Origin of the sequence: Brevibacillus massiliensis (assembly GCF_000311785.1) — a bacterium.
GTDB lineage: Bacteria > Bacillota > Bacilli > Brevibacillales > Brevibacillaceae > Brevibacillus_C > Brevibacillus_C massiliensis.
The window spans coordinates 391,113-401,616 of the sequence record NZ_HE978535.1; the positions used below are offsets into that span (position 1 = coordinate 391,113).

Consider the following 10,504-nt stretch of genomic DNA (forward strand, 5'->3'; position numbering starts at 1 on the left):
GGCTAAACATACAAAAAGAAAATCCTGATCTTCATGGCTGAAAAAATTTCGAGTGGATAAGAGCGTATCAGCTCCTGTTTTCTCAATAATTTCAAGCAGCTGTGGGAACTGACTAATCGGTTGATTTTGACGATGACCGCGGTACAAAGCATCCAGGAGGATGATAGAAAATGAACAATGCTGATAACCATGTACGTGAAGAACTTGCTGCGTTCGCTGGCGGCTGCTTCTGGTGTATGGTGACGCCATTTGAGGGATTACCCGGTATCCTTCGTGTTACATCTGGCTATACAGGCGGACATACGGTCAATCCGACTTACGAGCAGGTATGTTCCGAAACGACAGGACATGCCGAAGCGGTGCAAATTGCCTTTGATCCCGTCCTGATGCCATATGAGAAGCTGCTCACACTGTTCTGGCGGCAAATCGATCCGACCGACGCAGGCGGCCAGTTCCACGATCGCGGTGAATCATATCGGACGGCGATCTTTTATTATACAGAGGAACAGCGGCTGAAAGCCGAAGCTTCCAAGCAGGAGCTTGAGCAAAGCGGGCGTTTCGACAAACCGATCGTGACCGAGATTGTTGCAGCTTCGGAGTTCTATCCGGCTGAAGAATATCATCAGGATTATCATAAAAAGAATCCGCTGCGCTATCGCATGTATCGCAAAGGTTCGGGTCGCGATGCCTTTATTAAAGCGCACTGGAATACGGAGAAGGACAAAGCCTTGCGCAAAAAGAGGCTGACGGCGATGCAGTATGAAGTGACGCAAAACAATGCAACAGAGCCTCCTTTTCATAATGAATTTTGGGATCATAAAGAGGAGGGGCTATATGTAGACATTGTCTCGGGCGAGCCGCTCTTCACGTCAATGGATAAGTTTGATTCCGGCTGCGGATGGCCCAGTTTTTCAAAGCCGATCCATAATGGCAGCATTAAGGAAGTAGATGATTTCTCTCATGGCATGATCCGTACCGAGGTGCGCAGCCGCCTGGCCGATTCGCATTTGGGGCATGTGTTCCAGGATGGACCGCAGCCGACAGGATTGCGCTATTGCATCAATTCCGCCGCGCTGCGGTTTATACCGAAGGAAAAGCTGGAACAAGAAGGCTACGGGCAGTACAGCAAACTGTTCGAGAAAGAAACCCCACAATGACCGGGCCGGTGAATCGGCACATCGCGTTTTTTTCCTGCATGATCGAACGGAAAAGATTCATATCCCGATATTCGCTAAAGCTAATACCGACGGTTTAACACAAGAAATGAAAATAAGCTTCCCGCAGCAGGAAAGCTTATTTTCATTTCTTTGTTTTTCAGATGTTAGTGGACAGTCTGAGTCCGATCCGGACCAGCTGCGTCAGGAAATTTGATGCAGGGTGGGAGGGGATCGCGGATGCGCAGACGAAATGACTGGACATTGGACTGTCGAACAAATACGGAAGGTGTGACGGGAGACTACACAATGGATGAATTGAAAACGGGATATTGGGTACGGCTATACGGCAGATCACGGGAAAACCTACCCATTTCGCGGGAAAGGGGTCCATATGATACATGTCTTCTGCATGCAAACATGCGGAACTGCATATTCCGGAGAAGACAGCTCCCTTGGCGGTGGGGGTGGCCCGAACGATTCTTACGGTTGAAGACAGAGAGCGTCTGCCTTCCCATTACACTGGCTGGATTTGAACGAACCGGATTGATCGAATCACTCCTTTATATCGGGGCGCAAAGGAATGAATAGATTCTATAACAGCCTATACACACATCCCATCGCCTGAATAGATTGTCAGGGAGAAGCCAGATGGGAAGGATGTCCAAGGTGAACAAACCGATAATCGGCATTTTGACTTGGCGCAGTGGACAAAAATTTGCAGAACCCGGTTATTTTCGCCGACTGCTGCAAGCGGGGCGGGAACTGGGGGCGATTGTTTATTTGTTTGCACCGCAAGATGTTTTGCCGGAGGACAGAAGGATTCGCGGATTTACGCCGGGGCACGGAAGGAGCTGGAAAAGCCGTCTGTACGCCTGGCCTGACATTGTCATTGACCGCTACCGCTACTATCCGACTCTACGCCACGTCGGCTACCTCCCCTTTCGGCGACAGGAGCTGTTCCGCTATGCGAACAGCCCATTGGCCAATAAATGGAGCGTTTATCAGGTGCTGGCGGCCGATGAGCAGATGCGCCGCTGGCTTCCGGAAACCCAAATCTACCGTTCATCCTTGCTGCCGGACATGTTGGCGAAGCATTCCCGCGTGTACATCAAACCGGCGAACGGAACAGGCGGACGCAGCATTTTGCGGATTGAGCGGATCGCTGGCGGTTTTCGGATAGCCGGGCGGACGATGCGGCTGAGAAGGGTAGAGGGGCGGTTGAAAACACTCCCGGGGCTGGTTCGGAAGGTAAACAAATGGGTGGAAACAGAGATGCTGGCGAAGGAGAGATGCTTGATCCAACAGGGACTGGTCTTGGATCTTTTACCCGACCGCACGGTAGACCTTCGCCTGCTCATTCAGAAAACGGCTGACGGCCAGTGGGATGTTACTGGACAAGGAATCCGGATGGGCAGGAAAAACAGCTCCATCTCCAATCTGCACGGCGGGGGAAAAGCTCTGCCGGCGAGCCGGTTCCTGATCCCGAAGTTCGGACGGGTACGCACCCGCGACATTCTCATGGACTGCCATAATCTAGCCAGGCGGACAGCGCAGACGCTGGAGCAGCACTACGGTCAAATGATAGAATTTGGCCTTGACATCGGCATTGATGTAAAGGGAGAAGCCTGGCTGATCGAGGTAAATCCCAAGCCTGGCAGGGAGATTTTTCGCAAGATCGGTCAGCATGACCGCTACCGCCAATCCATTCGCCGCCCGTTGGAATACGCCATCTCCTTGCTGCGCAAAGATTCGCAGCAAACAGTAGAACCGGCAGAGGAAATGGCACAGGCAGATGGTCCCGACGAGCAGGCGCGACGCGAGGCTGCATATGGAGCAGCAGAAGGGCAAACGGCGGAAAGGGTGCCCTCTCGTGAGTAAACCGGTAATCGGCATCCTGACTTCGCGGGAGGGCAAGAGATTTGCCGAACCTGCATACTTTCGCCGTCTCATTCGGGAGGGGAGGAATCTGGGAGCGGTCGTCTTCCTCTTTTCCCCTGATGACGTGAGGGAGAACAGCCGGAGGGTGAGAGGCTTTACCCCGGCGGTGCAGGGGGGCTGGGAAGAGAGATGGTATCCTTGGCCAGATGTGGCAATTGACAGGTTCCGCTATTCGCCTACACCAGCATTTAAGCGGTATGCAGCTTTCCGCAAGCGATCCGGCCTGTTGTTCGCCAACAACCGCTTGGCGCATAAGTGGAACGTGCATCAGGTATTGTGGCAGGATGAGCGGATGCGCAAATGGCTGCCGGAAACCTATGCGTACGACAGCAGCCGGCTGCAGACCATGCTGCGCAAACACCGCTCCGTGTACGTCAAACCGAGCAACGGCACCGGGGGACGGGACATCCTGAAGATCGAACAGAAGGGTGGCGGATTTTTACTGCAAGGGCACAATCAGCAGCGCAGTCGGCGCTCTGCCGAACTTTCCGGCGCGCGTGAACTTGCCCGTTGGGTCGATCGCTGGGTCAAAAACAAAAAGTTCCTGATTCAGCAGGGACTTGATCTGCAGCTCATCCCCGGGCACAATGTCGACCTTCGCCTGCTCATCCAAAAAAATGGCGAGGGGAATTGGAGTATTACAGGCGCAGGCGCAAGGGTCGGCGGCAAGAAGAACATCGCTTCCAATCTGCACGCTGGCGGAAAAGCCGTCCCGGCCGCTCAGTTTTTGACGCCGCTGTTCGGACGGGAGCAAGCGGAAGCGATTCTGCGGGAATGCCGCGATTTGGCCTTCCAAACGGTGGAAACGATCGAGAACCATTACGGCCGGATGATGGAACAGGGATTGGACATCGGTGTCGACGTGAACGGCAGGGTCTGGCTGATCGAAGTGAATCCCAAGCCTGGCCGGGAAATTTTCCGCGAGATGAGGCAGCGGCAAAACTATTTGGAGTCCATCCGCAAGCCATTGCAGTACGCGCTTTACTTGACCCGGTCAATGGCCAAAATCCACAGCTCGTAACAGGAGAATACGGAAAGCCGCCCGACATAGGGCGGCTTTCCCGCCTATGCGGCCAATTTTCTGTTTTGCCGGGTAATTTTCCCTAAATGGGACCGGCGGGGAAAACTGCCTGGTACGGTTACGGTTGAACAGCTTCTGCCGATCATTCAGGAGCTCTCGTCTGTCAGGTCCGTTGAAGTTGGGTAGGGACGGGGGAATCTTTTACGGCACGGGTGTGTAAAAGGTGGAAAGTGCCCAGTATCGTCGTGTTTGTGCTGACGTTGAACCTTTCCCATTAAATGGGACGCCGGAGTCATCACTTGCTGTGAATGATTCCGGCGTCGTTTTTACGATGTGCGAGCGAGGGCGCTTACCCTTGCAGGGTCGGTCTGCCGAATTCGCCTTCGAACAGCGACTCGGCCAGAGGGCGGCGGTCAGATGGCTTTTCCCGTTCCCGATAAGCCTCCGGCAGGGCCTCTGCGCGATCGCGATACCCAATGCTGACGACAGCATGCAGCTCGAATTCGTTCGGGACGCGAAGCATTTCCCGGGCTTTGTCGCGATCAAATCCGCCCATCGCGTGGGTGGCCAGCCCTTTGCTTTCCGCTTGCAGGGCGAGAAAAGCCCAGGCCGCTCCGGCATCAAACGCATGAGCGCGGCTTTGTTCCCCTTTTGCCGTCGTTTTTTTCGAGAGGATCACGGCCAGCACCGGGGCTTTTTGGCACCAGGCGAGGTTGCCGGGAAAGATAAAAGAGTGGAACGCTTCCCGATCCGCCTTGGTTCGGGCGATAATAAAGCGCCAGGGCTGTTCATTGTTGGCGGACGGAGCCCAGCGCGCCGCTTCGAATACACTGAACAGGACTTCTTCGGGCACTTCTGTTTCCTTGTAAGACCGCGGTGACCAGCGGTTTAAGATAAGGGGCTCAACCTCGTATGTAGGGTGGCGATGTGCAGCAGTTTCGGCCGTCACCTGTTTCTCCATTCCTGCAAAAACCTCCTTGTATATCTGTACATGTTTTGCCGCATTCCATGTGCCATCGAATGATGACTCACTTACTTTATTATAGTCGGTTGATTGTTACGTGTACAGCCATGATCACATCTTACAAAATGGTTGCATGTACCCGGAAAGGTCGGTTTTCTGCCTGCCAGACCGTCGTGATTTTGCTATAATCTGTTACAATGAGATTGGGAGATTCTTACGACGTGGAAAGGCAGGACGGGTTATGGATAAGGAACAAATCGATCACACCGGCAGAAAAGAAGATGAACAGCGCGTGCGGGATCAGCGGCAGGCGAAGTTTATCATAGGCATCTTTCTCTTGCTTGTCATCGTCTGTGGGCTGTCTATCGGCATATTTATGTATCAAACCATTGGCAAATAAAAAATAGATGAGGTGATCCACATGCAGGAGCAGGCCATTCAAGTACATCAGATCGTACGCGTATCGTACAAATCCGGCCAGTATCTGGCGGAGGTATTGGAACTTAAGCCGCCAAAAGCGACAGTCAAAATCCTGGCGGTGCAAAAACATCCGGACCAGGGCGATCTGCATCACCCCATGCAGGGGGATGTCCTGATGTTCCACCAGCGCAGAGCGCTCTCTTACCAGGAGAAAATCATGGTTCCGCTTGGCGCGATTCAGCCTTACCAGGGGGAAGTGCCGGAATATCGCGGGTCGCTGCTTTTGGCTGTGGAGCAGGAGCTTGCCCGGCTGCGCGAGATGGACGGCAGTTGGGCGGAGCGCTCGATCCAAGAGCTGGAAACGCTGCAGCGGGAGTACGCTGCACAACGTTGATGCTTATTCCTCAATAGGCGGAAATTTCGATCAGTAAAGAGGAAATCGTTTCGGCAAACGCGAATAAGTGCTTTGATCCATCTTTGTAGACACGGGAGATGATGAGCAAATTGACAGAGAGGAGAATGTGCTATGGCGGAGACGGCAAAAGGCCCGTCGCCAAAACAGGAAATCACGTCGGGTTACTGTTTTTTTAAAGGTGAAATCATGCCGCTGGCGGACGCAAACGTGAACATTACCACGCATGCCTTGAATTACGGGACGGGCTGCTTCGAGGGAATACGCGCCTACTGGAACGGCGAGCAGGGACAGCTCTACATGTTAAAGGCGCTGGAACACTACCAGCGGCTGCTGTTTTCCTGCCGGATCTTGAAAATCCAGCTTCCGTACACGGCAGAGGAGCTGGTGGACTGGACGGCAAAGGTGTTGGCAAAAAACGAGTATCGCGAAGACGTCTACATACGTCCGCTCGCCTTTAAAGGCTCACAGGTGATCAAAGTGACCCTTGCGGGGCTGCGGGACGAATTGGCCATTTTTACCGTCCCGATGGGTGATTACGTCAGCACGTCAGGTTTGTCCGCGGTCGTCTCCAACTGGCAGCGCATCTCCGACAACATGATTCCTTCGCGGGCAAAGGTAAGCGGAGCGTACATCAACCCTGCCTTGGCTACGGACGCAGCCGTCGCCGATGGATATGACGAGGCGATCATGCTCTCGAGTGACGGTCAGGTCTCCGAAGCCAGCGCGGCCAACCTGTTTATCGTCCGCAACGGCGCGTTGATCACGACACCGATTACCTCCGACATTCTGGAAGGGATCACCCGCCGGGGGATTGTCCAACTGGCGGAGCACTTGCAGATCCCTGTAGAGATTCGCCCGATTGACCGGACGGAGCTGTACATCGCCGATGAGGTGTTTCTGGCGGGGACGGGAGCGCAAATCGCCTCCATCACTTCGATCGACCGCCGCCCTGTGGGAGACGGCACTCTGGGTGCGGTTACCGCGAAATTGCAGGAGGTATACTACCGGGCTGTCCGCGGAATGGACGATCGGTATTTGGACTGGGTGACACCGGTATACAAATAAACAAACAATTGAGGAGGAAGTTCACATGGATTTAGGGCTTACGGGAAAACGGGCATTGGTTACGGCTGCTTCCCAGGGATTGGGACGGGCGATCGCAACGGAGCTGGCCCGCGAAGGATGCAAGGTGGTCATCTCCAGCCGCCGCGAGGATAAATTGCAGGAGGTGGCTAAAGAGATCTGCCAAATCGCCGGGGCCGCTCCCGGTTCGGTCGCCGGGATTGCCGCCGACGTGACGAAGGCGGAAGACATCCGTCAACTCGTACAGCGCGCAAACGATGTGCTTGGCGGCATTGACATACTGGTGACGAACGCCGGCGGACCGCCTGCCGGAACTTTTGACAAGATGACGGATGAGATGTGGCATGATGCGTTCCAGCTCAACATGATGAGCGTTGTCCGGCTGATCCGCGAAACGCTGCCGATCATGCGCAACCAGGGCGGAGGACGCATCCTCAACGTCTCCTCTTCGTCTGTCAAGCAGCCGATCCCCAACCTGATGTTGTCCAATGCGATCCGCACCGGCACGATGGCGATGCTGAAGACACTTGCCGCCGAGGTGGCGCCGGAAAACATTCAGGTGCACAATCTTGCACCCGGACGGATCTTCACGGAACGGGTAAAATCGCTGGATCAGATCCAGGCGGAGCGGGAAGGGGTCGACGTGGAAAGCATCAAGACCCAGGAAGAAGCGCGGATTCCGATGAGGCGTTACGGCCAGCCGGAGGAATTTGGCCGGGTTGCCGCGTTCCTGCTCTCTTCGGCCAACTCGTACATGACCGGCCAGACGGTATACGTGGACGGAGGATCAGTCCGTTCTTTGTAAAAATATAGGAACCAGTCAGCGAAGCCTGAGATTTTCTCAGGCTCGTTGACGTTTCCGCTCCCCGCAGCCTTTTATGCAATCCGCTTCATGGGGGCGACCGGTTCAAATCGTCACTTGGCAAAAATAATACATAATGGAATGACAATGCGAGGAAAGGGAAAGAGGTAAAAATCGAAGAGACGTAAAAGAGGAGGGGAGTCCCCCTCCTTTACCTTTTCAGCTTTTCAGCTGCTTCCTTGGCCAGCTCCTCATAGGAGAGCTGGGCAATCTCGTATTTCATTTGCGGAATCAAGGTAGCTGTCATGCTCAATTCGTCGACGCCGACCCCGATCAGCTCTTTGGCAAAGACGGGGTCGCCGGCCATTTCGCCGCAGACGCCGACCCATTTGCCTTCCCTGTGAGCGTTTTCCACGACCAGTCGGATCAGGCGCAGGATGGCAGTGTGGCCCGGATCGTAGAGATAGCCTACCTTTTCATTCATCCGGTCAGCGGCAAACGTGTACTGAATCAGATCGTTGGAGCCGATGCTGAAAAAGTCGACATGCTTCGCCAATATATCCGAGATGAGTGCCGCAGACGGAATCTCAATCATAATCCCGACCTCAATGGCCTCATCAAACGGGATGTTCTGGCTGCGCAGCTCGGCTTTTGCCTCATCCAAGACAGCCAGTGCTTGCAGCAGTTCTGCTTCTGTCGCGATCATCGGGAACATAATCCGCAATTTTCCGTGGCTGCTCGCCCGCAGGATAGCCCGAAGCTGGATTTTAAACAAGTCTTTTTCCGCGAGACAGAGGCGGATCGCCCGGAAGCCCAAAAACGGATTAAGCTCATGGCCGATCGGCAGGTAATCAACCTGCTTGTCCCCGCCGATGTCCAGCGTACGGATGATCACCGGGCGGCCGTCCATCTCTTTGGCAACCTGGGAATAGGCGGCGTACTGCTCTTCCTCCGACGGCATCGTGCTGCGTTCCAGGAACAAAAATTCGGAGCGGAACAGACCGATTCCTTCGCCGCCGTTATCCAAAACCGCTTTGACGTTTTCCGGCTTGCCGATATTGGCTGCGACCTCAATCCGCTTTCCGTCCTTCGTTTCGGCAAGGCGAGAAGCAGATTCACGCAAAAATTCCATCCGTTCCAGGTACTCCTTCTGCTTCTTTTGATACTCCTCAGCCAAATCTGACGAGGGGTTCAGGATGACTTCGCCCGTGAAGCCGTCCAAGGCGATCGTGGAGTCCTGGGTAAGCTGCTGCATCAAATTGGCGCAGCCGACCACGGCCGGGATTTGCAGGTTGCGGGCCAGGATCGCGGAGTGGCTGGTCGGACCGCCGATTTCTGTCAGTATTCCTTTGATGAGCTGCTTGTCCAGACGAGCCGTCTGGGACGGGGTCAGGTCGTTTGCCACCAAAATGACTGGCTTGGTTACGTCATCCAATCCGGAGGAGTGGATTCCCAGCAGGTGTTTTAATACGCGGTTGCCGATGTCTTTCAAATCCGCTGCCCGCTCCCGCATGTAATCGTCGTCCAAAGCGGCAAAGATCGCCGCATGCCCCATGAAGACGTGATTGGTCGCCCAGACGGCGTTTTTGTTGTCCTCTTTGATCTCCTTTTCGATCTCATCGCTAAGCGTCGGATCTTCCAGGATCATGATATGGGAGGCAAAGATTGCGCTTTCATCTTCGCCAACGCGTTTGGCAACGTCTTCTTTCGTCTTTTCCAAATCCATTTTCGTATGTGCAAAGGCTTGCTTCACTTTTTCCCATTCTGCATCAGCCATTTCCGGCTTGATTTTTTCCTCTTGAATGACAATTTCAGCTTCCTCCAACAAAAATACGTCGCCAACGGCATATCCTGGTGAAGCTGCGATTCCTTTTACCATCTGTCGATCACCTCGTCATAGTAGGATGCATACCCAAAAGAAAAAGTCAGGGATGTCCCCGACCAACATCTGTCCATCTCTATGATAGTATAGGGGTGAATTTTTCGTCAATGGAAATGTATTTTTTGTGTAAAATACCTCACAAAAAAATCCGTTAGGGCGTATCTGTATTTTTTGTGGGAGAGATCAGGGAGAAAATAGTATTCAGGTTCCTTTCCCAATCTGTTCTTGCCCGGGGATGATCTGGTATAATATTGAAAATAGGTGCACTGTACCGTGATACAAATTCAGGGGAGGAGAGCGGAATGAATGAATCCAGGTTTGATACAGAACTGTACTGTATAGACTGTTTAGGCCAGTCGCAGCATACGGTTATTTACGTCAATAACGTGCTCTATAAAGTAACGTGCAACGGCTGCGGCAAGGAAAACACCATCAATCCCGATCTTCCTGCAGAGATATACAGCCGCTACTTTGACCGGATCCTGTCAAAGCCGCAGCGCATTACGAAGGAATTCAGGGAAGATCTAAGCCATTTCCTTTCCTCTCTGCCGTTTCGCATCCTGAGCAAGCCGTACCGTACGTACAACGAATTTAAAGGGATTTTCCGCTACGTCAACCAGCATTCGCGAAACAAGGGAAAATAGTTTGCCTGGCAAGGGGCATGGCATTGATCTGCCCATCGCCCCGTTGTTGCAGATCGGCCGTGGGTGCGTCCTGCATGCATGGCTCTTTTTGTTTTCGTTACAGCAAAACTTCACAGGAGTTCCTTTTATGAAAAAAATCACTAGCGTTGCATTAATCTTTTTTCATCATTCAAAATAC

The 10,504-nt window shown here is 53.4% G+C and carries 10 protein-coding genes and 1 pseudogene; 9 read left to right on the plus strand and 2 right to left on the minus strand.

The annotated features are described in order from the left end of the window. Positions 1–170: 170 nt before the first annotated feature. The 4 genes and pseudogenes from msrB (at position 171) to HGBM_RS01970 (ending at position 4,116) form a co-directional block, all read left to right on the plus strand. Positions 171–1,157: a peptide-methionine (R)-S-oxide reductase MsrB gene (msrB, locus tag HGBM_RS01960; protein ID WP_019119423.1), complete on the plus strand. Its 987-nt coding sequence runs from the start codon at positions 171–173 to the stop codon at positions 1,155–1,157. A 249-nt stretch (positions 1,158–1,406) separates the two neighbouring features. After that, positions 1,407–1,554 (plus strand): annotated as a pseudogene (locus HGBM_RS32370) (glycerophosphodiester phosphodiesterase family protein); the annotation flags it as partial. A 269-nt stretch (positions 1,555–1,823) separates the two neighbouring features. Beyond that, the gene (locus HGBM_RS01965) at positions 1,824–3,035 is read left to right on the plus strand and encodes a YheC/YheD family endospore coat-associated protein (protein WP_147512778.1); all 1,212 of its coding nucleotides are present in this window, start codon (positions 1,824–1,826) and stop codon (positions 3,033–3,035) included. Continuing rightward, a complete protein-coding gene (locus HGBM_RS01970; RefSeq protein WP_019119425.1) occupies positions 3,028–4,116 on the plus strand; it encodes a YheC/YheD family endospore coat-associated protein in 1,089 nt (362 codons plus the stop codon). Before HGBM_RS01965 ends, HGBM_RS01970 begins: the two co-directional genes overlap by 8 nt. Positions 4,117–4,465: 349 nt before the next feature. Here the strand turns inward: HGBM_RS01970 and HGBM_RS01975 are convergent, their stop codons facing one another. Next, positions 4,466–5,077 carry a nitroreductase family protein gene (locus HGBM_RS01975; protein ID WP_019119426.1) on the minus strand — a complete coding sequence of 204 codons (612 nt, stop codon included), beginning with the start codon at positions 5,075–5,077 and terminating at the stop codon, positions 4,466–4,468. A gap of 244 nt (positions 5,078–5,321) precedes the next feature. Here HGBM_RS01975 and HGBM_RS30150 point away from each other — a divergent pair, with 244 nt between their 5' ends. The 4 genes from HGBM_RS30150 (at position 5,322) to HGBM_RS01995 (ending at position 7,803) form a co-directional block, all read left to right on the plus strand. Beyond that, positions 5,322–5,480: a hypothetical protein gene (locus HGBM_RS30150; protein ID WP_019119427.1), complete on the plus strand. Its 159-nt coding sequence runs from the start codon at positions 5,322–5,324 to the stop codon at positions 5,478–5,480. Positions 5,481–5,501: 21 nt separating this feature from the next. Next, on the plus strand, positions 5,502–5,894 hold the full coding sequence (kapB, locus tag HGBM_RS01985) for a kinase-associated lipoprotein KapB (protein WP_019119428.1): 393 nt from the start codon (positions 5,502–5,504) through the stop codon (positions 5,892–5,894). A gap of 132 nt (positions 5,895–6,026) precedes the next feature. Continuing rightward, complete coding sequence (locus HGBM_RS01990) at positions 6,027–6,980, plus strand: branched-chain amino acid transaminase (RefSeq protein ID WP_019119429.1); 954 nt, start codon at positions 6,027–6,029, stop codon at positions 6,978–6,980. 25 nt (positions 6,981–7,005) lie between these two features. Then, on the plus strand, positions 7,006–7,803 hold the full coding sequence (locus HGBM_RS01995; RefSeq protein WP_019119430.1) for an SDR family oxidoreductase: 798 nt from the start codon (positions 7,006–7,008) through the stop codon (positions 7,801–7,803). A 208-nt stretch (positions 7,804–8,011) separates the two neighbouring features. Here HGBM_RS01995 and ptsP read toward each other — a convergent pair whose 3' ends face one another. Further along, the gene (ptsP, locus tag HGBM_RS02000) at positions 8,012–9,679 is read right to left on the minus strand and encodes a phosphoenolpyruvate--protein phosphotransferase (protein WP_019119431.1); all 1,668 of its coding nucleotides are present in this window, start codon (positions 9,677–9,679) and stop codon (positions 8,012–8,014) included. A gap of 305 nt (positions 9,680–9,984) precedes the next feature. Here ptsP and HGBM_RS31460 point away from each other — a divergent pair, with 305 nt between their 5' ends. Further along, entirely contained in the window at positions 9,985–10,326 is a 342-nt protein-coding gene (locus HGBM_RS31460; RefSeq protein ID WP_019119432.1) for a hypothetical protein, read from the plus strand. Positions 10,327–10,504 lie beyond the last annotated feature (178 nt).